The 19,911-nt window shown below is 68.8% G+C and carries 22 protein-coding genes, 1 tRNA gene and 2 pseudogenes; 17 read left to right on the top strand and 8 right to left on the bottom strand.

The window, feature by feature from the left end; translation table 11 throughout:
• Window positions 1-122: 122 nt before the first annotated feature.
• From OG972_RS17755 to OG972_RS17685, 15 genes are all read left to right on the top strand, one after another.
• Window positions 123-524, top strand: a complete 402-nt coding sequence (locus tag OG972_RS17755; protein ID WP_266990544.1) for an NADH-quinone oxidoreductase subunit A — start codon at window positions 123-125, stop codon at window positions 522-524.
• Window positions 515-1,144, top strand: coding sequence for an NADH-quinone oxidoreductase subunit B family protein (locus tag OG972_RS49260; protein WP_323135876.1), 630 nt, complete (start codon window positions 515-517; stop codon window positions 1,142-1,144). Before OG972_RS17755 ends, OG972_RS49260 begins: the two co-directional genes overlap by 10 nt.
• Window positions 1,141-2,412 carry an NADH-quinone oxidoreductase subunit C gene (locus tag OG972_RS17745; RefSeq protein ID WP_323135875.1) on the top strand — a complete coding sequence of 424 codons (1,272 nt, stop codon included), beginning with the start codon at window positions 1,141-1,143 and terminating at the stop codon, window positions 2,410-2,412. The genes OG972_RS49260 and OG972_RS17745 overlap by 4 nt, the downstream gene beginning before the upstream one ends.
• On the top strand, window positions 2,409-3,377 hold the full coding sequence (locus OG972_RS17740) for a complex I subunit 1 family protein (protein ID WP_266982666.1): 969 nt from the start codon (window positions 2,409-2,411) through the stop codon (window positions 3,375-3,377). The genes OG972_RS17745 and OG972_RS17740 overlap by 4 nt, the downstream gene beginning before the upstream one ends.
• Entirely contained in the window at window positions 3,377-3,964 is a 588-nt protein-coding gene (locus OG972_RS17735) for an NADH-quinone oxidoreductase subunit I (RefSeq protein ID WP_266982664.1), read from the top strand. Before OG972_RS17740 ends, OG972_RS17735 begins: the two co-directional genes overlap by 1 nt.
• On the top strand, window positions 3,961-4,515 hold the full coding sequence (locus tag OG972_RS17730) for an NADH-quinone oxidoreductase subunit J (RefSeq protein WP_266982662.1): 555 nt from the start codon (window positions 3,961-3,963) through the stop codon (window positions 4,513-4,515). The genes OG972_RS17735 and OG972_RS17730 overlap by 4 nt, the downstream gene beginning before the upstream one ends.
• On the top strand, window positions 4,515-4,925 hold the full coding sequence (nuoK, locus tag OG972_RS17725) for an NADH-quinone oxidoreductase subunit NuoK (RefSeq protein ID WP_266982661.1): 411 nt from the start codon (window positions 4,515-4,517) through the stop codon (window positions 4,923-4,925). Before OG972_RS17730 ends, nuoK begins: the two co-directional genes overlap by 1 nt.
• Complete coding sequence (locus tag OG972_RS17720; protein WP_266982659.1) at window positions 4,922-6,922, top strand: NADH-quinone oxidoreductase subunit L; 2,001 nt, start codon at window positions 4,922-4,924, stop codon at window positions 6,920-6,922. The genes nuoK and OG972_RS17720 overlap by 4 nt, the downstream gene beginning before the upstream one ends.
• 27 nt (window positions 6,923-6,949) lie before the next feature.
• Window positions 6,950-8,500 (top strand): NuoM family protein, encoded by a 1,551-nt coding sequence (locus OG972_RS17715; protein ID WP_266990542.1) that lies wholly within the window; start codon window positions 6,950-6,952, stop codon window positions 8,498-8,500.
• On the top strand, window positions 8,497-10,047 hold the full coding sequence (locus OG972_RS17710; protein WP_266982657.1) for an NADH-quinone oxidoreductase subunit N: 1,551 nt from the start codon (window positions 8,497-8,499) through the stop codon (window positions 10,045-10,047). The genes OG972_RS17715 and OG972_RS17710 overlap by 4 nt, the downstream gene beginning before the upstream one ends.
• Before the next feature lie 104 nt (window positions 10,048-10,151).
• Window positions 10,152-10,613 (top strand): large conductance mechanosensitive channel protein MscL, encoded by a 462-nt coding sequence (mscL, locus tag OG972_RS17705; protein WP_266982655.1) that lies wholly within the window; start codon window positions 10,152-10,154, stop codon window positions 10,611-10,613.
• A 212-nt stretch (window positions 10,614-10,825) separates the two neighbouring features.
• On the top strand, window positions 10,826-11,689 hold the full coding sequence (gene htpX / locus OG972_RS17700) for a zinc metalloprotease HtpX (protein ID WP_266982653.1): 864 nt from the start codon (window positions 10,826-10,828) through the stop codon (window positions 11,687-11,689).
• Window positions 11,686-12,078: a YccF domain-containing protein gene (locus tag OG972_RS17695; protein ID WP_266982651.1), complete on the top strand. Its 393-nt coding sequence runs from the start codon at window positions 11,686-11,688 to the stop codon at window positions 12,076-12,078. The genes htpX and OG972_RS17695 overlap by 4 nt, the downstream gene beginning before the upstream one ends.
• Before the next feature lie 123 nt (window positions 12,079-12,201).
• A complete protein-coding gene (locus OG972_RS17690) occupies window positions 12,202-12,762 on the top strand; it encodes an SMI1/KNR4 family protein (protein ID WP_266982650.1) in 561 nt (186 codons plus the stop codon).
• A 99-nt stretch (window positions 12,763-12,861) separates the two neighbouring features.
• Window positions 12,862-13,134 (top strand): GlsB/YeaQ/YmgE family stress response membrane protein, encoded by a 273-nt coding sequence (locus OG972_RS17685; protein ID WP_266982649.1) that lies wholly within the window; start codon window positions 12,862-12,864, stop codon window positions 13,132-13,134.
• Window positions 13,135-13,150: 16 nt separating this feature from the next.
• Here the strand turns inward: OG972_RS17685 and OG972_RS17680 are convergent, their stop codons facing one another.
• From OG972_RS17680 to OG972_RS17670, 3 genes are all read right to left on the bottom strand, one after another.
• Window positions 13,151-13,810, bottom strand: a complete 660-nt coding sequence (locus OG972_RS17680) for an alpha-ketoglutarate-dependent dioxygenase AlkB (protein ID WP_266982647.1) — start codon at window positions 13,808-13,810, stop codon at window positions 13,151-13,153.
• Between the two features lie 61 nt (window positions 13,811-13,871).
• Window positions 13,872-14,381, bottom strand: a complete 510-nt coding sequence (locus tag OG972_RS17675) for a methylated-DNA--[protein]-cysteine S-methyltransferase (RefSeq protein ID WP_266982645.1) — start codon at window positions 14,379-14,381, stop codon at window positions 13,872-13,874.
• 190 nt (window positions 14,382-14,571) lie between these two features.
• Window positions 14,572-15,060, bottom strand: a complete 489-nt coding sequence (locus tag OG972_RS17670) for a YajQ family cyclic di-GMP-binding protein (protein WP_030926258.1) — start codon at window positions 15,058-15,060, stop codon at window positions 14,572-14,574.
• A gap of 169 nt (window positions 15,061-15,229) precedes the next feature.
• Between OG972_RS17670 and OG972_RS17665 the strand changes: the two genes are divergently transcribed.
• Window positions 15,230-15,311 (top strand) — tRNA-Tyr (locus OG972_RS17665).
• Window positions 15,312-15,489: 178 nt separating this feature from the next.
• Here the strand turns inward: OG972_RS17665 and OG972_RS17660 are convergent.
• From OG972_RS17660 to OG972_RS17640, 5 genes and pseudogenes are all read right to left on the bottom strand, one after another.
• Window positions 15,490-16,101: pseudogene (locus OG972_RS17660) on the bottom strand (site-specific integrase); the annotation flags it as partial.
• 20 nt (window positions 16,102-16,121) lie between these two features.
• Complete coding sequence (locus tag OG972_RS17655) at window positions 16,122-16,559, bottom strand: hypothetical protein (protein WP_266982644.1); 438 nt, start codon at window positions 16,557-16,559, stop codon at window positions 16,122-16,124.
• A 107-nt stretch (window positions 16,560-16,666) separates the two neighbouring features.
• Window positions 16,667-17,098 carry a hypothetical protein gene (locus tag OG972_RS17650; protein WP_266982643.1) on the bottom strand — a complete coding sequence of 144 codons (432 nt, stop codon included), beginning with the start codon at window positions 17,096-17,098 and terminating at the stop codon, window positions 16,667-16,669.
• 113 nt (window positions 17,099-17,211) lie between these two features.
• On the bottom strand, window positions 17,212-17,409 hold the full coding sequence (locus OG972_RS17645) for a hypothetical protein (RefSeq protein WP_266982642.1): 198 nt from the start codon (window positions 17,407-17,409) through the stop codon (window positions 17,212-17,214).
• 1,035 nt (window positions 17,410-18,444) lie between these two features.
• Window positions 18,445-18,840, bottom strand: a pseudogene (locus tag OG972_RS17640) (site-specific integrase); the annotation flags it as partial.
• Between the two features lie 434 nt (window positions 18,841-19,274).
• On the opposite strand from OG972_RS17640, the gene OG972_RS17635 reads away from it, so the two are divergent.
• On the top strand, window positions 19,275-19,709 hold the full coding sequence (locus OG972_RS17635) for a DUF5959 family protein (protein ID WP_266982641.1): 435 nt from the start codon (window positions 19,275-19,277) through the stop codon (window positions 19,707-19,709).
• Window positions 19,710-19,911: the final 202 nt, after the last annotated feature.

Raw genomic sequence — 19,911 nt, 5'->3', positions numbered from 1 at the left:
AGTAGGGATAACCCCACCCTTTGCCCGACGCGGCTGCTTACCGCCTCTTTAACAGGGCCTAGACTCCCGTGCGTACAGACGTCGAACAGGCATGAGGGAGCGGAGGGGCGGACGTGGCCTACGTGGCGGACCTGCCGGAATCGACCGTTCTCGCGTCGGACTACTTCCAGAGCTACTCGGTCGTCGGACTGCTCGCCGTGATCGGCGTGCTCTTCGTCGCCGTCGCCTTCGGAGCAGGCCGGCTGCTGCGCCCCGTGGTGCCGACACCGGAGAAGCTCCTCACCTACGAATGCGGCGTGGACCCCGTCGGCGAGGGCTGGGCACACACCCAGGTTCGCTACTACGTCTACGCATTCCTCTATGTGATCTTCGCTGTCGACTCGATCTTTTTGTTCCCCTGGGCGACCGTATTTGCAGCACCCGGATACGGCGCGACCACCCTGGTGGAAATGTTCATCTTCCTCGGATTCCTCGCCGTGGGACTGCTCTACGCATGGAAGAAGGGCGTCCTCGAATGGACGTGACGAGCCCGCAGACCCCCGAGCCGCAGCACCGGCCCGAACCGACGCTGCTGCCCGAACCGAAACGGCTCGGCGTGCTCTCCCGGCTCGCACCCGAGCCCATGAAGGTGGTTCTGAACTGGGGCCGCCGCTACAGCCTCTGGGTCTTCAACTTCGGGCTCGCCTGCTGCGCCATCGAATTCATCGCCGCCTCCATGGCCCGGCACGACTTCATCCGCCTCGGCGTGATCCCGTTCGCACCGGGACCCCGCCAGGCCGACCTCATGATCGTTTCCGGCACGGTGACGGACAAGATGGCCCCGGCCGTCAAGCGGCTGTACGAGCAGATGCCCGAGCCCAAGTACGTCATCTCCTTCGGCGCCTGCTCCAACTGCGGCGGCCCGTACTGGGACTCGTACTCCGTGACCAAGGGCGTCGACCAGATCATCCCCGTCGACGTGTACGTACCGGGCTGCCCGCCGCGCCCGGAAGCCCTGCTCCAGGGCATCCTCAAGCTCCAGGAGAAGATCGCCCGCGAGTCGCTGGGCGAGCGGTACGCGACCGGCGGCAGCCGCCCCTCCACCGCCGCACTCCGCAGCGGCCTGGTCGCCGCCCCGCCGGCCCCGGGGGAGGAGCAGAAGTGACCGATCCGGAAACGGCGCAGGCCTACGACCGCCTGCCGGAAGCCGTCACCGAACTCTTCGGCGAGGACGCCGTGGCGGAGCACGCCTACGGCCTGCTGACCGTCGACGTCCCGCCGGCCGCCTGGACCACCGCCCTCGAAACGGCCCGCGACCTGCTGGGCTGCACCTATTTCGACTGGCTGAGCGCAGTCGACGAACCCGGCACCGGCTTCCGCGTCTGCGCCCATGTCGCCGCCCCGGCGCCGGGCAAGGTCCGCCGGCTCCTGCTCCGTACGACCGTTCCGCACGACGCCCCGGTCCTGCCGACCGCCATCGGTGTCTACGCGGGCGCCGCCTGGCACGAGCGCGAGACCCACGAAATGTTCGGCATCGGCTTCGAGGGCCACCCGCACCTGGTCCCCCTTCTCCTCCCGGAAGGCTTCGAGGGCCACCCGCTGCGCAAGGACTTCGTCCTGGCGGCGAGGGTCGCCAAAGCATGGCCGGGAGCCAAGGAACCGGGCGAATCCGAGCACGGCGGCCCTAAGCGGCGCACGATGCTGCCGCCGGGCGTGCCCGACCCGAACGAATGGGGCCCCCTCAAGGGCCAGCTCCCACCTGCCCCGGCCCGCCCGGCCCGAGCAGCCCGCCCCGCGGGCGACCGCCCCGTGCGCCGGGCCCGCAGCGTGAGCGAGGGCTCGGCAAGCCAGCAGCCCGAGCCGGCAGCCCCCGCCTCCGCTGGTACCGGGACCACACCGCCGGCCGCCACCCCGACCGCGACTCCGCGCCGCACCCGCAGCGCGTCCCAGGGCTCGGCGAGCCAGCAGGCGGCGCCGGTGGAGCAGACGTCGGCAGCGACGGAACCGGCGGCCACGCCGAAGTCCGACGCGCCGGGCACTGCGGCGCCGGACTCGACAACCTCCCCGTCGGCAGCGGCGAAGGAGGCAGCGCCGAAGGAGGCAGCGCCGGGGACGGCGCCCTCGGAGGCCGAGCCCCCCGGACCGACGCCGGAGGCGGCAGCCCCGGAGCAGGCCAAGCCCCGCGGCGCGGACGCGCCCTGGCACCACGCCCGCCCCGCCTTCGACCCGACCCCCGATCAGGACACCTCCCAGCCCACCCGGCGCCCGAGGAGCGGCGGCCCGGGGGCGGAGCCCCCGGTTCGGGAAGGGGCGGACGGGGGAGAGGCCCCGCGCAGCGGCCCCACCCCCGAAGGCACCGAACCCGCGGCCACCCCCGAGAACCCCGAAACCCCTGAAACCCCCGATCACCGCGCCGGAGGCGATACCGCGTGAACGACGTACTCGACGTCGCCCTCCGGCTCATCATCGTCTTCGCGGTGTTCATGGTCGTCCCCCTCGTCGTGGGCCAGACCGAACACAAGGTGATGGCCCACATGCAGGGCCGCCTGGGCCCCATGTACGCGGGCGGTTTCCACGGCTGGGCCCAGCTCGTCGCCGACGGCGTGAAATTCGCGCAGAAGGAAGACATCGTCCCGGCCGAGGCCGACCGCCGCATCTTCCAGCTCGCCCCCGCCGTCGCCCTCCTCCCGTACCTCCTCGTACTCGTCGCCATTCCGATCGGCCCGAGCGAGGGCGCGGTCGGCCAGGTCGTCGACGCGGGCATCTTCTTCGTCCTCGCCGTCATGGGCGTGGGAGTGCTCGGCTCACTGATGGCGGGCTGGGCATCGGCCAACAAGTTCTCCCTCCTCGGCGGCCTCCGCACCGCCGCCCAGCTCCTCGCGTACGAACTTCCGATGCTGCTCGCCGCCGCCTCAGTCGCGATGGCCGCAGGCACCGTCTCCCTTCCCGGCATCGTCAACGCCTTCGAGTGGTGGTGGCTGCCCTGGCAGATCGTCGGCGGCCTGGTCTTCTTCGTGGCCGGACTCGCTGAACTGCAGCGCCCGCCGTTCGACATGCCGATCGCCGACTCGGAGATCATCTTCGGCGCGTACACCGAGTACACCGGCCTCCGCTTCGCCCTGTTCCTGCTCGCCGAGTACGCGGGTATCGTCGTCCTGTGCGGACTGACCACCGTCCTCTTCCTCGGCGGCTGGCACGGCCCGCTCGGCGCCGACGGACTCGGCTGGGTCTGGACGCTCCTCAAGATCGCGGTCCTCGCCTTCGTCGTCATCTGGCTGCGGGTGAGCTACCCCCGCCTCCGCGAGGACCAGCTGCAGAGGCTCGCCTGGACCACGCTCATCCCGCTCGCTCTCGCGCAGATCGCGCTCACCGGCATCGTGAAGGTGGCGATCAGCTGATGCCTCCGATCCCCGGCTCCGGCCTTGCCAAGGGCCTGGCCGTCACCCTGCGGACGATGACGAAGAAGACGGTCACCGCCCAGTACCCCGACGTCCAGCCCGAACTCCCGCCGCGCTCCCGCGGCGTCATCGGGCTGTTCGAGGAGAACTGCACGGTCTGCATGCTCTGCGCCCGTGAGTGCCCGGACTGGTGCATCTACATCGACTCCCACAAGGAGACGGTGCCCGCCGCCGCACCGGGCGGCCGCGAACGCAGCCGCAACGTCCTCGACCGCTTCGCCATCGACTTCTCCCTCTGCATGTACTGCGGTATCTGCATCGAGGTCTGTCCTTTCGACGCGCTGTTCTGGTCGCCGGAGTTCGAGTACGCGGAGACCGACATCCTCGAACTCACCCATGAGCGGGACAAGCTCCGCGAATGGATGTGGACGGTGCCCGAGCCACCCGCACTCGACCCGGGTGCGGAGGAACCGAAGGAGATCGCCGCCGCCCGCAAGACGGCGGAGAAGCTCGAAGCCCAGCGCGCCCAAGAAGCCCAGCAAGCCCAGCAGACCCCGCAGCAGGAAGAAGAGGAAGGAAAGGAGTGACCCTCGCAGCCGCCGCGGCCCACCCCGGATTCCTCTCCCCGACCGGCATCGAGATCGCCTTCGTCCTGGTCGGCGTCGCCACCATCGGCGCAGCCCTCATCACCGTCACGACCAAGCAGCTGGTTCACGCCGCCCTCTGGCTGGTCGTGGCGCTCGGCGGCCTCGCCGTCGAGTACCTCCTGCTGACCGCGGAGTTCATCGCCTGGGTACAGGTACTGATCTACGTCGGTTCCGTCGTCGTCCTCCTTCTCTTCGGGCTGATGCTCACCAAGGCCCCCATCGGCCGCTCCCCGGATGCCGACTCCGAAAACCGCTGGGCCGCTCTCGGCGTCGCGGTCGCCGCCGCGGCCGCCCTCGTCTGGGTCGTCGTGGACGCCTTCCGCACCACCTGGATCGACCTGGACGGACCGGCCCACGGATCCACCGAAACCACCGGCGCCTTCCTCTTCCGGCAGTGGGTACTGCCCTTCGAAGCACTCTCCGTCCTGCTGCTCGCCGCCCTCGTCGGCGCGATCGTCCTGTCCCGCAAGCGCAGTAAGGAGCAGAGCTGATGCACCTCGCCTATCCCGCCGTGCTCGCCGCCCTCCTCTTCTGCACCGGGCTGTACGGAGTACTCGCACGCCGCAACGCGATCCTGGTCCTGATGTCCGTCGAGCTGATGCTCAACGCCGTCAACCTCAACCTGGTCGCCTTCGACGTCTGGCTCCGCGACGCCCTGCACTCCGGCCAGGCGCTCACCCTCTTCACCATCGCCATCGCGGCAGCCGAGATCGGCATCGGCCTCGCGATCGTCCTCGCCGTCCACCGCAACCGCGGCAGCTCGGACGTGGACCGCCTCCGCGACACCGCCGAGACCGACGCCGCGGAATCCCTCCCCGGTGACGAGGACGACACCACCGGCACCGAAGACCAGGCCACTGCTCCGGCAGGGAAGGCAAAGAAGGCAGAGGCCACCGCGTGACCACCACGACCCTCGCCGTCCTCGTCCCCCTCCTTCCGTTCCTGGGCGCCGCCACCGGCCTGCTCCTCGGCCGCACCGCCCCCGGTTACGTACGCCCCCTCGCGATCCTTCCCACCCTCGCCGCGGCCGTGATCGCCGTCGTCGTCGCCGCACGCCAGGGCGGCGGCCCGGCCATCGACGCGTCGACCCGGCTCACACCCACCGGCTCGGTCCCGATCGACCTCGCCCTCCACCTCGACGGCTTCGCGGTCCTCGTCGCCGTCCTGGTCGGCCTCGTCGCGACCTGCGTGCAGATCTACTCGACCGCCTACCTGCGCCACGACCCCCGCTACCCGTCGTACGCGGCCCTCGTCTCCCTCTTCACCTCCGCGATGCTGCTCGTCGTCTACTCCGGCGACGTGATGGTGCTGCTGGTCGGCTGGGAAGTCATGGGCATCTGCTCGTACTTCCTCGTCGGTCACTACTGGGAGACACCCGAAGCCCGCGCCGCCTCCCTCAAGGCGTTCCTGGTCACCAAGCTCGGCGACGTCCCCTTCCTGATCGGCCTGTTCGCGCTTGCCGCCGACACCGGCACATTCCGGATCACCGGCATCCTCGGTGCTGTCGCGAACGGCGGGCTCGACCACCCCACTCTCATCGCCCTGCTGCTCCTCGCCGGCGTCGCGGGCAAGTCCGCGCAGTTCCCCCTGCACACCTGGCTGCCCGACGCGATGGCCGGCCCGACCCCCGTCTCCGCGTTGATCCACGCCGCGACGATGGTCGCCGCCGGCATCTACTTCGTGGCCCGGCTCCTCCCCGTCTTCGCCGAATCCGGCGCCGCCCTCGTCGTCCTCGCCGTCATGGCGGCGGTCACGATGATCGGATCGGGACTCGCCGCGCTCGCCCAGGACGACATCAAGCGCGTCCTCGCCTACTCGACCATCGGCCAGCTCGGCTACATGTCCGGCGCCCTGGCCGTCGGCGACCGCGGGGCCGCCGTCTTCCACCTCCTCTCGCACGGCGCGTTCAAAGCCGTCCTCTTCCTCGCGGCCGGTGTGGTCATCCACGCCGCCGGGACCAACTCGCTCACCGCCATGTCGCGCATGGGCGGCCTGGCCAGGCGCATCCCGGACGCCTACTGGACGATGACCGTCGCCCTCCTCGCGCTCGCCGCCATCCCGCCGTTCGCCGGCTTCTTCTCCAAGGAAGCCATCCTCGTCGCCGCCGAACACACCGCCCTGGGCGAGCGCCATGTCGCCCCGGCCGCCGCCGGCTGGACCGTCCTCGTCGCCGGACTGCTCGCCGCCGTCCTCACCGCCGCGTACGCCACCCGCCTCTGGCTCCTCGCCTTCCGCGGCCGCGGCGCCGAGGCCCCCGACCACGGCAGGCAGCCCGCCGCGATGACCACCGTCCTCTGGGTCCTCGCCATCCCCACCATCGGTTTCGGACTCACCGTCGGCGTGATCACCGACTGGTTCGACGGCCACAGCCTCACTCCGTCCGTGACCACCGCCGTCCTCTCCACCGGCGTCGGTCTCGTCGGCGGCCTCGTCACCTACGGCGCCTGGCACCACACCATGGCCCTCGCCGCCCGCACCCCCGCCGGTGCCGTCGTCGCCCACCCCGAGGCCGAACCCGCACTCATCGAGGCCGAGGCCATGACCCACCACACCGCCGGATACGGCGACGCCCCGGGCACCCCCGACCCGGCCGACCCCGGACGGCTCCTGCTCGGCCCCCTCCACCGCCACGCCGCCACCGGCTTCCACCTGGACGCCCTCTACGCGACACTGTTCGTCCGCCCCGTCCAGGCGGCAGCGAGCCTCGTCCGCTTCCTGGACCGCGAGGTCGTCGACACGTACGTACGCGGCTCCGGCACCGGCGCACGCTGGCTCGGCACCGCCGTCCGCCGCGCCCAGACCGGCAACGTGCAGACCTACCTCAGCGCCCTGCTCGCCGGTTCCCTTGTCCTGGCGATCGCCGCCGTCGTTTTTGCCAACGTCAACGCCGGGTCGTGAGCCGTGATCGATATCAGCGAATCCGTGATGCAGTTCCTTCTCGCGTTCATCGTCGTCGGCCCGCTCATCGGCGCCGTCGCCGCTCTCCTGCCCGCCCCGCCCGGGCTGAAGGGAAAGAGCCCCGACCAGGCCGTGCTCCGCCACGGCGTGACCGTCACCGGCGCGATCCTCATCGCAGCGATCGTCCTGGCCCTCGGCTTCGACCACGACCACCCGTCGAAAATGCAGGCCACCACCGACATCAGCTGGATCCCGGCGCTCGACGTCCGCATCCACCTCGGCATCGACGGCATCTCGCTCCCCCTCCTCGTACTGACCGCGCTGCTGACCTTCCTCTGCGCGCTCTACAGCTACTTCAAAATGCCCGAGGGCCCCTCCCCGAAGGCCTTCGTCGCACTCGTCCTCGTCCTCGAGTCGGGTACCCTCGCGACCTTCGCCGTCCTCGACCTGCTGCTGTTCTTCCTGGCATTCGAGATGGTCCTCATCCCGATGTACTTCCTCATCGCCCGCTGGGGCGGCGCACAGAAGCAGGCCGCCGCCTGGAAGTTCATCCTCTACACACTGCTCGGCTCAGTGATCATGCTGTTGGGCCTGCTCCTCATCGGACTGAGGAGCGGCACCTTCGACATGGTGGCACTCGCCACTGACAACGGCCGTGGACTCACCTCGTCCGTGCAGGTCATCGCCGTTCTCGCCATCGGTATCGGACTCGCCGTCAAGACCCCGATGTGGCCGCTGCACAGCTGGCTCCCGGACGCCCACACCGCCGCCCCGACCGTCGGCTCGGTGCTCCTCGCGGGCGTCCTGCTGAAGATGGGCACGTACGGATTCGTCCGCATCCTGCTCCCCATCACCCCCGACGGGATGCAGACCTTCGCGCCCTACCTCGCCGCCTCCGCCGTCGTCGGCATCATCTACGGATCCCTCGCCTGCCTCGCGCTCGCCCGCCCCGGCTCCAAGGGCGACCTCAAGCGCCTGATCGCGTACTCCTCCGTCGGCCACATGGGCTTCGTACTCCTCGGCATCGCGAGCATGACCCCCACCGGCGTCAACGGCGCGCTCTTCGCCAACATCGCCCACGGCCTCATCACCGGCCTGCTGTTCTTCCTGGTCGGCGCAGTCAAGGACCGCTACGGCACCGCCGACCTCGATACCCTCTCCGGCGCCACCGGGGCCGCCCTCTACGGCCGCGCCCCCCGCCTCGGCGGTCTCCTCGCCTTCGCCGCCGTCGCCTCGCTCGGCCTGCCCGGCCTCGCCGGATTCTGGGGCGAGATGCTCGCCCTGTTCGGCGCCTTCGACCCGGCCGACGGCCTCAGCCGCCCCGCCTTCCTCACCTTCATGTCGATCGGCGCGTTCGGCACCCTGCTCACCGCCGCGTACATGCTCATCGTCGTACGCCGCGTCTGCATGGGCGAGAAGCGCGAGGGACCGCACCGCATGGCCGACATCCAGACGTACGAATTCGCCGCCTGGACCCCGCTCGCCGCCCTCACCGTCCTCGCCGGCCTGTGGCCCGCCGTCCTCCTCGGCCTCACCGACCCGGCCGTGCAGAAGCTCCTCGCAGGAGGCAAGTCGTGACCACAGCGGCCGAGACCACCAGCCTCGTCCAGTCCGTCGACTGGCTCGCCGTCGCGCCCCCCGTCATCGTCGCGACGGTCGCCCTGATCATTCTGGTCGCCGACCTCTTCCTCCCCCAGGAGCGCAAGCCGCTGCTCGGCTGGGCGACCATCGCCGGACTCGTCGCCGCACTCGCCTTCCTCGTCCCGCTGCGCGACGGCGATCACTCCACCTTCTGCCTCACCACCGGCACCGGCACCGCCACGGCCTGCAGCTACACAGCCGACTACTTCGCCCTGATCATCCAGTTCCTCGTCCTCGGCGGCGCCCTTCTCACCGCACTGCTCTCCCTCGGCGACACCCGTAAGCTCCCCGCGGGCGAGTTCTGGTTCCTGCTGCTGTCCTCCGCGGCCGGTGCCGCACTCCTGCCCGCCGCCCGCGACCTCGCCACCCTCGTCGTCGCCCTCGAAGTCGCCTCCCTGCCCGCCTTCGCCCTCGTCGGCATCAAGCGCGGCGACCGGCGCTCCTCCGAGGCGGCCCTGAAGTTCTTCCTCTCCTCCGTCGTCGCGACCGCCGTCACGCTCCTCGGCGTCAGCTTCGTGTACGCCGCAACCGGCACCCTCCACCTCACGGAACTCGCCACCCGCCTCGACGACGTCCCCGGCCGGCTCGACACCCTCGCCCAGGCGGGCGTCGCCCTCACCCTCGTCGGCTTCGCCTTCAAGACAGCCGCCGCGCCCTTCCACTTCTGGGTCCCCGACACCTACGTCGGCGCCCCGCTCCCCGTCGCCGCCTATCTCTCGGTCGTCGGCAAAGCAGTCGGCTTCTCCGGGCTCATCCTCGTCACCGTGATCGGATTCCCGTCGTACGCCGACGTCTGGGGCCCCGCACTCGCCGTCGTCGCCGCACTCACCATGACCATCGGCAACGTGGCCGCGCTCCGCCAGACCGCCACCCGCGCCCGCAGCGCCGTACGCCTGCTCGCCTGGTCGTCCGTCGCCCAGGCCGGCTACCTCCTGGTGCCGATCGCCTCCGCCGCGTACTCCAGCGACGACCAGATCGGCTCCACCGTCGCGTACGCCCTCATGTACGCCGTCGTGAACCTCGGCGCCTTCGCGGTGGCCGCCCTCGTCTCCCGCACGAGCCCGGACAACCGTCTCTCCGACTACCGCGGCCTGTACGCCACCCGCCCCCTCGCCGCCCTCGCCATGGCCTTCTTCCTGCTCTGCCTCGCCGGACTGCCGCCAGGCATCGTCGGCCTCTTCGCCAAGGTCACGGTCTTCTCCGCCGCCGTCGACGCAGGCCTCGGCTGGCTCGCGGTCGTCATGGCCGTCAACGTCGTGATCGCGCTCTACTACTACCTCCAGTGGACGGCGGTACTCTTCCGCGCACCGGAAGAGCCCGAGGCGGCGGCAGCCCCGGCAGGCACAGCGGGCACGACACCCACCCTGCGCGTGGCCGCACCGACGTCCCTCACCGCCGCGATCGCCCTCACCGCCGCCGTCGGCATCGTGCTCTCCGGAGCCCCGCAGCTCGTGCTCAGGTTCGCCGCGGTCAACCTCTTCTGACCACGCACCGACCGCCCAAGATCGGCTTGCCCCGGCCGGGCCGCACAGGGCAGGGTCATGCCCGCACACCACGCATACGTACACACAAAAGAGGAGCCAGGGCAGTGCTCAACGGGTTCAAGGACTTCATCCTGCGCGGAAACGTGATCTCCATGGCGATCGGACTCGCCGTCGGAGCCGCGTTCACCGCAGTCGTCACAGGATTCAGCAACGCATTCATCGTGCCGCTGATCGGAGTCATCACCCGAGGCACCGGAGACTTCAGCAGGGCCACCTTCCAGGTCGACGGCGTGAAGTTCCCCTACGGACTGTTCGTCAGCGCCTCCATCGCCTTCCTGATCACCGCCGCCGTTCTCTACTTCTGCGTCGTCGTCCCCATGACGAAGGTCCAGAACCGCTTCACGGTCAAGGCCGAGGAGAAGGCCGACATCAAGGCCGCCCTGCGCGACTGCCCCCGCTGCTACACGGCCATCCCGGCCATCGCCTCCCGCTGCGCCCACTGCACCAGCGAGATCAAGCCCGACCCCGAGGCCCTCGCACTCGCCGGACTCCCCGCCCAGCGCTGACCCACCCCTGGCGACCGCCCGCACCGACACGCGACACCCGTACGGCCCAGTGCCTGCTCCGGCCCGAACGGCCGGACAGGCCCTGCCCTCCGGCCGCACGCACAAGGGAACTAGCTCTCCTCGCCTGGCGTTGACCAGTACGGGAGGCTCCACTGGGGAGTGGAGCACCACCCAGCAAGGGTTCCCCTGCTGCACCACTTGGAGGGCGTACCGTGCACCGCCGGCACAACGGGCTGAGAACCGCCGTACTCCTCGGGGGCCTGTCCGCACTCATCATCGTCATCGGCAGTTTCTTCGGACGTACAGGCCTGATCGTCGCGCTCTTCGTAGCCGTCGGCACCAACGCCTACGCCTACTGGAACAGCGACAAACTCGCACTACGGGCCATGCGGGCCCGCCCGGTCAGCGAATTCGAGGCGCCACAGCTCTACCGCATGGTCCGCGAACTCTCCACCACGGCCCGCCAGCCCATGCCACGGCTCTACATCTCCCCGACCCAGGCACCCAACGCCTTCGCCACCGGCCGCAACCCGCGCAACGCCGCAGTGTGCTGCACCGAAGGCATCCTGCAGATCCTGGACGAACGCGAACTGCGAGGCGTCCTCGGCCATGAACTCAGCCATGTCTACAACCGCGACATCCTGATCTCGTCAGTCGCCGGAGCACTCGCCTCCGTCGTCATGTTCCTGGTCAACTTCGCATGGCTGATCCCGGTCGGCCGGTCCAACGACGACGAAGGCCCCGGCATCCTCGGCATGCTGCTGATCATGATCCTCGGCCCGCTCGCCGCCAGCGTCATCCAACTCGCCGTCAGCCGCTCCCGCGAATACGAGGCGGACGCCTCGGGCGCCCAACTGACCGGCGACCCCCTGGCCCTCGCCAGCGCCCTGCGCAAACTGGACGCCGGAACAAAACAGCTCCCCCTGCCCCCCGAGCCGAAGATCGAGACCGCGAGTCACATGATGATCGCGAACCCCTTCCGCCCAGGCCAGGGCATGTCCAAGATGTTCTCCACGCACCCGCCGATGGCGGAGCGTATTGCCCGACTTGAGCAGATGGCAGGTCATCGCCCATGAAGACAATCCTGAACGTCATATGGCTGGTCCTGTGCGGATTCTGGATGTTCCTCGGCTACCTGGTCGCCGGTGTCCTGCTGTGCATCACCATCATCGGCATCCCCTTCGGCCTCGCAGCCTTCCGCATCGGCATCTACGCACTGTGGCCCTTCGGCTACACCGTCGTCGACCGCCGCGACGCCGGCGCACCCTCCTGCGTGGGCAACGTCCTCTGGCTGATCCTCGCAGGCTGGTGGCTGGCCCTCGGCCACATCACCACCGGAATCGCCCTCTGCCTCACAATCATCGGCATCCCGCTCGGCATCGCGAACTTCAAGATGCTCCCGGTCTCCCTCATGCCCTTCGGCAAGGAAATCGTCCGCACGGACCAGCCGTTCGCCACCCGATAGGCCGACAGCACGACCAGGAGGCAACGGGAGCTGGGCGGCGCACCCGCCGAAACGCCCACGTCACCCAGGACGGCATCAGGCCGCCCACCACCGACTGTCAGTGCCGTCCTCCACCATGAACCCATGAACGACACCGAGCAGTTGCTGGCAGCCGTGGAGAAGACAGCGCACGCCACCCCACGGTGGGAGAAGTACCCCCTCCCGGCAGCTCTGTCCACCCAGGACATCGCCCAGGCGGAAGCGACCCTCGGCTTCGCACTGCCGCCCCTGCTGACCGCCCTCCACACCCGGATCGCCAACGGCGGCTTCGGCCCCGCGTACGGCCTGCTGCCCCTGACCGGCGACCCCGCCCCCGACGGCGAGCACTCTGCCGTCGACCAATACCTCGCCCACCGCAGATCCGCGAGCGAGGAGGGGCAGTGGCCGTGGCCGGAAGGCGTACTGCCGATATGCAGCCTGGGCTGCGGCATGTACAGCTGCGTGGACTGCCGCACCGAGCGCACCACCGTCCTGCTCTTCGAACCGAACGCCGACGAACCGCAGCACGCCTGGTACATCGACCAGCCCGATCTCGCCACCTGGCTGCGCACATGGCTGGACGGAGCGGGCTGGTACGGGGAGGACGCCGACGACGAAGCAATGGACCACCTGCAGCCCTGGCCGGACTACAACACCCGCATATGAACAGGCTGTGACCTGCCGCTCATCCCGCTCAACCAGCAACCGTCCATGCCCACCCGACGTCTTGGGTTCTACAACCAAGCGAAGGGTAGGTTCGGCAGCATGACCATTATCGGTTGGATCATTCTCGGACTGCTTGCCGGAGTCATTGCCAAGGTGTTGCTCCCGGGCCGCGACCCCGGCGGGCTGGTCGGCACCACCCTCATCGGAGTCGCCGGCGCCTTCATCGGTGGCTGGATCTCCTCACGCTTCCTCGACCACCCCATATCCAAGAACTTCTACGACACCACGACATGGATCGCGGCCATCGGCGGCTCACTGGTCCTGCTCATCGTCTACCGGCTGCTCTTCGGGAACTCCCGGGACCGCCACTGACAACCCCGTCCACGCCTCAGACACCCCACCCGGTCTCGCGCAGGGTCAGATTGAGCCGGCCCCTGCTCATGCCCGTCGCGGGATCGGCCGTCCCCGGACAGACCTTCGGCACACCGTGGAACGCGAAACGTGACTCCCCACCGAAGACGAACAGGTCACCGGAAGCCAACTCCACATCCGTATAAGGCCGTCCACGGTTCTCCGTGTTGCCGAAGCGGAAGACACATGTATCACCGATGCTGAGCGAGACCACCGGCGCACCGGACCGTTCCTCCTTGTCCTGGTGCATGCCCATCCTCGCCGCGCCGTCATAAAAATTGATCAGCGCGGTGTCCGGCGCGTACGTCCCGACCGGACTCTCCTCCCCGTACGCCTCGACCAGCGCCGCCCGCCCCAACTCCGCCAGCCAGTCCGGAAAATCGGCGACCCGCGCCCCGTTCACATCATCCGCGGTCCGCGAATACCGGTACGGCTGCCAGTGCCACCCCACACAGACCGTCTGGACGGACATCACCCCGCCGCCCGGCAACACCGTGTGCCGCAGCGGCACCGGCCCCCGCGCCCACTCCCGGCAGACCTCGACCAGCGCCCGCTGGCGCTCCACCGGCAACCACTCCGGCACATGCACGGCACCCGGCGCCACGACAGCCCGCGGCCTCGGGAAGAGACCCGCCATGTCGCCCACCGCCCATCCGTACACAGCCGCTCAGCGCGCAACCGCTCGGCACGCAGGCCGCTCAGCGCGCCGCCAGAGCGCCTTCCAGCCCGAGAAGCTGCTCCTTGCGCTCCAGCCCGCCCGCGTAACCCCGCAGGGCCCCGTCCGCCCCGATCACCCGGTGGCACGGGCGCACGATCAGCAGCGGATTGCGGCCGATCGCCGTCCCCACGGCCCGCACACCCGCCCCGGGTGCGCCGATCCGCTCGGCGATCTGCCCGTAGGACACCGTCTCCCCGTACGGGACGGTGTCCAGCGCGCTCCACACCCGCCGCTGGAACTCCGTGCCCCGACCCTCCGCGTACGCGATGTCGAAGCGGGTCAGCCGCCCCTCGAAATACGCCCTCAGCTGCGCGGTGATCCCGGCGAAGGCCCCCGGCGCATGGATCCACCCGTCCTGGACGACCTCGGCACCCTTCTGGCCCGGCAGGGAGAGCGAGGCGAGCGCCACACCGCCGGCGGCGGCTGGTGATTCCTCGCCGACCAGCAGCAGTTCACCCAGCGGGCTGTCGACGGTCGCGTACATGGTCATGGCCGGTCCCTCTCTTCTCCGTACAGGGCGACGAATCACCGAATCGCCGTTCCATACGGACAAGTCTGCGACCGCCCGCCACTTGCGACCGGCGGTATTCGGACATCACGTCCGGTGAGGTGCGAGGCGGGCCGGTGCGCACCTCCCGGCCTGCCCCACCCGCGCCCGGACGGACGACCGAAGGACGGACCTACCGGTAGTTCACGAACTGCACCGCGAAGTCGAAGTCCTGGCCCTTCAGCAGCGCCTGCACGGCCTGCAGGTCGTCCCGGCTCTTCGAGCTGACCCGCAGCTCATCGCCCTGGACCTGCGCCTTGACGCCCTTCGGACCCTCATCGCGAATGATCTTCGCCACCTTCTTGGCGTTCTCCTGGGAGATGCCTTCCTCGATCGTGGCGAAGATCTTGTACTCCTTGCCGGACAGCTGCGGCTCGCCCGCGTCCAGCGACTTGAGCGAGATGCCCCGCTTGATCAGCTTGGACTGGAAGATGTCGAGGATCGCCTTGACCCGCTCCTCGCCGTTCGCCTCCATCAGGATCTTCTCGCCCGACCAGGAGATCGAGGCGCCCGTGCCCTTGAAGTCGTAGCGCTGCGAGATCTCCTTGGCGGCCTGGTTGAGGGCGTTGTCGACCTCCTGCCGCTCGACCTTCGAGACGATGTCGAAACTGGAGTCGGCCATGACGTGTGGCTCCTTGCGTCGAATGCTTGTGGGGTACGACGTAAAGCCTAGCCATCGCCCACCGCCACGAGCACTGATCAATCAGGTGGCGGAGCACCCCACGTCATCAGGTATCGTTTACGTCGTCGCCAAGGAGCCCCGCTCAACGGAGTTCCAACGCGTCGTTCGAGGCGGTGTGCCCGAGTGGCCAAAGGGAGCAGACTGTAAATCTGCCGGCTCAGCCTACCCAGGTTCGAACCCTGGCGCCGCCACAGAACGGGAAACCCCCGCTGGCCTGCTAACACAGCAGATCAGCGGGGGTTTCTGCATGCTCCGGACATGTCTGGGGGAGAGGGCCGAAATGGGCGGCTTGTCTCACCTTATACCGCCGGTATCCCGCCTTTGATCAGGCCGTGTCCCCCACCTGTCCCCGGGGGACAGGTGGCATCCTCACTCCGGTTCGTTCCACTCACGCAGCGCCGCATCGATCCGATGGTTGGCCCGCTCCTGCGTCTGTGCCGGCACCTTCGCGTACACCCGGAACAGAACGGCGATGGTGTGCCCCGCCCGCCGCGCGCACTCCATGGGATCCACCCCGGAACTGAGCCAGAACGAGACCCCAGCGTGGCGAAGATCATAAGGACGCCGTGCGAGCAAAGACGCGGCCTCCTGCTCGGTCAGCACGTCCTTGCGGGCCCGCCCCCAGACCTCGCCGTATCCAGTCTCCTGGAGTAGCCCTCCACGGCTCGTCCGGAACAGCCGACCGTCCGGAGCGACGCCGTGCGTGGCGATGTGCTGGCGCAGCAGCCTTACGAAATGCGGCGGGATCGGTACAGGCCGGGAGTCCTTGACCGCCCGCGCCTTGAGATGCCGCATCTCGTGGGCTCGCCCGTCGTCGGTCCAATTCCGCCCGGCCCGAGTGGCCCCCTGGCGCAGCGTCAGAGTGCCCCATCCCGTCTCCGGCAGGTGGCATTGCTCGCGCCGAAGGGCGGTTGCTTCGGCTGGCCGCATGGCCGCGTAGTACAGGCAACCGAAGAATGCTTCCAGGTGCGCGCCGCGCGGTAGCCCCGCACCCAAATGAGTCAGGACGGCACCCGACCGACCGTGAATCCCTCACCGTCCTGGAACTCGATCAACACCCTGCTGTCGGTGAGGTAGATCCAGCATTGAGGGGAGCAGTCCAACAACGTCTCAGCATGGAGTGCCGCCACAGCGGCCGCCAGTCCCACCGATGGCACGGCGAGATTCCCCCAGAAAACGACGACAAGCTCACCTTTGTCCCCGTGGCTGTGCAGCAGGCGCCGGAGTTCCGCACCATCAAAACCGGTGGAACGCTCCAGAACCTCGGCAGCCTGCCAGTCCAGCCGCGTCGACCCCACAGCACTGAAGCGGCTCAGGCTGGCAGCAGCGAAGGAGCGATCCTCCTCATAGGAGAGCACAACCGCCGCATCGCCAACTGCGGCCAGGACTTGCGTGATCACAGCGCGATGCACCCCATAGCCTCGCTGTCCGGTGCTCAAGGCATCTCCTAGACCACTGAGTTACAACTTTCTCTACGGGTTCGAGCAGCGCGAGCGCCTGTCGAGGGTCAGGCACCGTCGCGGGGTCCAGCTCCTCTTCCGCCTGCTCAGGTGCCTTCCACTGGACCTGGGCGGGAGGGTTCTGGGGCAGAAGCCCGGCGTCGACCGCGTAGCCGAGCGCGTTGTGGAAGATCGCTCGCTTCCTGCGAATGGTCGAAGCGGATGCCGTGGCGCGCCGCGACCACAGCCACGGCGGCCATGAGTCCGGCCAGCGGCAGGAACGCTGTGAACCGGTGGGGGATCAGGACTTGGTCGACCAGGTTCTTGAAGAGCCACACCGAAGCGACTTCACCCGCGGACCCCGCGATGAGGAGGACGACACTCGTGGCGAGCCGGTACCGGTCGGGGCGTGCCCACGGCCAGAAGCGGCGGAACGCGTCGGCCGAAGACACGGCCGCCGCAAGGGGCACTGGACTGTCCTCGGCTGCCGGGGCCACGGGCTTGATGTGAGCCGAGTCGGCGGGTGTCGCGTCCGCCAAGCGGGGTCACCTTCTCGGGGAGGGAGCCGGGTGGGGGCATGCGGCGGAAGGGGGGCGACGGACGGGACGCGCCGTCGCCCCCCGATGACGATCCTCGGGTGAGGCGGCGATGCTTAGTAGCCGCCGCCGTAGCCGCCGCCGTAGCCGCCGCCGTAGCCGCCGCCGTAGCCGCCGCCGTAGCCGCCACGTCCGCCACGGCCGCCGTAGCCGCCACGGCCGCCACGTCCGCCGTAGCCGCCACGGCCACCACCGCGGCCACCGCGGCCACCACCTCGGCCACCGCGGCCGTTGAATATCGAGAAAGCGCTCATGACGTACCTCCTGTGTGACTGGATGTGCCGGAAGGACTTCGCAGCCCATTGGTTGCCTGAGATCGGCCTCAACGGCACCGAAGACATTCATGCAGCTGGGGTGGGACCCCTTGGGCAATCCGGCGTGGACTGGGGTGATCGATCAGAACCCTCTATGAACGTACCTAGATCAGCCTAAGAGTGCTCGTTCATGCACAAACAGTGACAGCCCTCGTGTGGGTGTGTGACACCTCGGCGGATGTCTCCCGAGGGCGGTAGAGAAGCGACCCAGTTCGCGGCGCCGCCAGACGGCTGCCGAACCTGCCTTTGAGGCTGTGAGATCAATGCCTGACGTGAACTCAGTAGCCCTTCGCCAAATACAGACTGACGCCACATCATGTGTCGTCGGACGGGATGCGCCGTTGACCGCCGCCCGCTATGGGACCGCGCTCGGGCAGCATCGGAGCGGGGTGCCACGACCCTCGGGCAGCATCGGAGCGGGGTGCCACGACCCTCGGGCACGTGATCGGAATGGTCGGGATTCGCGGCAGCCATTCAGGTGACGTGACCACCTGAAAAACTCTGTCGCCGGAGGACATCGAGACCGCTGGTCTGACTGCAGTCTTTGACGGCAACACCGGTGCACCCTGCCGTACCAGGAAAGTCGATGCCGGACGCTGCGCAGGACGCTAGCGAGCCGCATACCCGGCCCTTGGGCCGCCGGAAGGAACTCCTAAAACGGTGTTCCTGGGGACCCTTCCCCCAGGTGTGCCCCAGGAGCATCTAGCAACGGAGAAGCCGCAGGTGAGAGGGGCTAACGGGAGCCCTCTGTAAATCTGCCGGCTCAGCCTACCCAGGTTCGAACCCTGGCGCCGCCACAGAACGGGAAACCCTCGCTGACCTGCTAACACAGCAGATCAGCGGGGGTTTCTGCATGCTCCGGACATGTCTGGGGGAGGGGGCCGAAATGGGCGGCTTGTCTCACCTCATACCGCCGGTATCCCGCCTTTGATCAGGCCGTGTCCCCCACCTGTCCCCGGGGGACAGGTGGCATCCTCACTCCGGTTCGTTCCATTCACGCAGCGCCGCATCGATTCGATGGTTGGCCCGCTCCTGCGTCTGTGCCAGCACCTTCGCGTACACCCGGAACAGAACGGCGATGGTGTGCCCCGCCCGCCGCGCGCACTCCATGGGATCCACCCCGGAACTGAGCCAGAACGAGACCCCGGCGTGGCGAAGATCATAAGGACGCCGTGCGAGCAAAGACGCGGCCTCCTGCTCGGTCAGCACGTCCTTGCGGGCCCGCGCCCAGACTTCGCCGTATCCAGTCTCCTGGAGCAGCACCCCACGGCTCGTCCGGAACAGCCGACCATCCGGAGCGACGCCATGCGTGGCGATGTGCTGGCGCAGCAACCGTACGAAATGCGGCGGGATCGGTACAGGCCGGGAGTCCTTGACCGCCACTGCGCTCGCCACCGACGCCCGCAGCGTCGGATACGCCAACAAGCCCACGAAAGAGCGGGCTTTGGCCGAAGCGGTCACGCTCTCGATGGAGTCCGTAGCTGACGCCCTTACGCGCCTCGGCTAATGACGAAACCCCAGCTCCGGATTCGATGCTCTGTGCTCGCTGATCCCACTCTCGGGCCGTCCGTGGGCCGTCAGGGGACAGCCAGGGGTGACCCAGGACGACCAACAAAGGCCGCTCGGTCGCAGGTAGGGCATGGGTGGCCGGGCAAGATTCCAGGTCGGCGGAGCGGTTGGGAAGACCCAGGGCGAGATGGCAGGCCTTGAGTCGCCCATTGAGACGTTGAGCGCGGCAGGCATCGTCAGTGGTGCCGCCTAGAGTGCGCAGCATCAGCACTGGATCGAACACCCAGGGGTGGGACATGAAGGAGCCCGAGCGGTCCGCACTGCTGCGGATCACCGGTAAGTTCGGCGGCAGTGTCGTGGTCGAGTTGAACGACTCCTATGCCCCGGGCATCCCGGACGAGAAGGGACAGCTCCTGGTCCACAACGACTTCGTGGCCGGTGTCCTCGACACCTATGTGGATCCAAGTGACCTGGCCGGCTGGGCGCACGTATTGGACGAGGTCGCCGCGGGGCACGACGCCGTCTGGCGTGAGGCTGCGCGAGTCGCCGAGATCGGCATCCGCCTGAACTGGCGGGAGGACGACCACGATGAGATCACGGTCACCATCGCAGACCAGCAGACCACCAGGCTGGCCGTCTCCCTCACCATGGACCGCGGCTGGATCGACGAGCAGCGCGCCCTGCTCGAGAGGGTCCGCGCCGTCCGGGCGCACCTGATCCCCGCGGACTGAGGAGCTTCAGAGAGGGTCAGCCCGTGCCACAGGCATGCCAGATTGCGCGGGGACTCACGGGGAAAAGCGGCGGTCAGCGGGACTCAGGTGCCGCAGGCCCCGAAGTCGAAGTTACCCAGGTCAGCGACAGCCTCGCTCCGCCTCGCTCCTAAAGCGGGTGTCGGTCTGCCTGGTGCGCCCTCAAGGGCATGGCCCCTCAGCG

This window comes from Streptomyces sp. NBC_01669 (assembly GCF_026339735.1).
GTDB classification, from domain to species: domain Bacteria; phylum Actinomycetota; class Actinomycetes; order Streptomycetales; family Streptomycetaceae; genus Streptomyces; species Streptomyces yanii.
The sequence above is the reverse complement of the archived record's forward strand: the minus strand, read 5'-3'. Positions and strand labels throughout refer to the sequence as shown.

Coding starts and splice junctions, on each gene's coding strand:
- OG972_RS49260 (WP_323135876.1), top strand. CDS start 515: ATGGACGTGACGAGCCCGCAGACCCCCGAGCCGCAGCACCGGCCCGAA.
- OG972_RS17735 (WP_266982664.1), top strand. CDS start 3,377: ATGCCTCCGATCCCCGGCTCCGGCCTTGCCAAGGGCCTGGCCGTCACC.
- nuoK (WP_266982661.1), top strand. CDS start 4,515: ATGCACCTCGCCTATCCCGCCGTGCTCGCCGCCCTCCTCTTCTGCACC.
- OG972_RS17715 (WP_266990542.1), top strand. CDS start 6,950: ATGCAGTTCCTTCTCGCGTTCATCGTCGTCGGCCCGCTCATCGGCGCC.
- OG972_RS17695 (WP_266982651.1), top strand. CDS start 11,686: ATGAAGACAATCCTGAACGTCATATGGCTGGTCCTGTGCGGATTCTGG.
- OG972_RS17690 (WP_266982650.1), top strand. CDS start 12,202: ATGAACGACACCGAGCAGTTGCTGGCAGCCGTGGAGAAGACAGCGCAC.
- OG972_RS17685 (WP_266982649.1), top strand. CDS start 12,862: ATGACCATTATCGGTTGGATCATTCTCGGACTGCTTGCCGGAGTCATT.
- OG972_RS17680 (WP_266982647.1), bottom strand. CDS start 13,810: ATGGCGGGTCTCTTCCCGAGGCCGCGGGCTGTCGTGGCGCCGGGTGCC.
- OG972_RS17675 (WP_266982645.1), bottom strand. CDS start 14,381: ATGACCATGTACGCGACCGTCGACAGCCCGCTGGGTGAACTGCTGCTG.
- OG972_RS17670 (WP_030926258.1), bottom strand. CDS start 15,060: ATGGCCGACTCCAGTTTCGACATCGTCTCGAAGGTCGAGCGGCAGGAG.
- OG972_RS17645 (WP_266982642.1), bottom strand. CDS start 17,409: ATGAGCGCTTTCTCGATATTCAACGGCCGCGGTGGCCGAGGTGGTGGC.
- OG972_RS17635 (WP_266982641.1), top strand. CDS start 19,275: ATGAAGGAGCCCGAGCGGTCCGCACTGCTGCGGATCACCGGTAAGTTC.